The 460-nt window shown below is 43.9% G+C and carries 1 protein-coding gene; it reads right to left on the minus strand.

Annotated features, from left to right (window positions below; all coding sequences use genetic code 11):
- Positions 1 to 460, minus strand: a 460-nt coding sequence (locus tag FH871_RS34870) for a class I SAM-dependent methyltransferase (protein WP_171063039.1), incomplete at both ends; no start/stop codon positions are given.

Below are 460 nucleotides of genomic sequence, written 5' to 3' on the forward strand. Positions count from 1 at the left end.
ATCCGTATTCCTCACAGGCCGTCAGCATGAGGGTCCCCCAACCGCAACCAATATCTAAGAGAGTCTTTCCAGGCTGAGGATTGAGTTTCTTGATGATGTGGTGAATCTTATTGTTCTGCGCCTCTTCAAGGCTGTCATCATCGTGCTCAAAGTAGGCACAAGAATAGGTTGCTGTCTTATCCAACCAAAGGCGGTAGAAGTCATTACCAATATCGTAGTGGCTTTGAACATCTGACTTACTGTCCTCCTTGGTGTGGGATTGCTTGGGCAAGAAGCGGGTAAACTTACTGTTTTTAAGAAAACTATCAGAAGCCCGATAGGCCGAGACAATCAGCTCTTGAATCGAACCTTCAATTTCGATATCACCATCCATGACCGCTTCTCCTAAAACAATGGAAGCATTTTTGGAAAGGTCAGCGACAGAAATCTTCTTATTAAATTTTATTTTAACCCGGGGATT

The organism is Larkinella sp. C7, from assembly GCF_006149005.1.
Lineage (GTDB): Bacteria > Bacteroidota > Bacteroidia > Cytophagales > Spirosomataceae > Larkinella.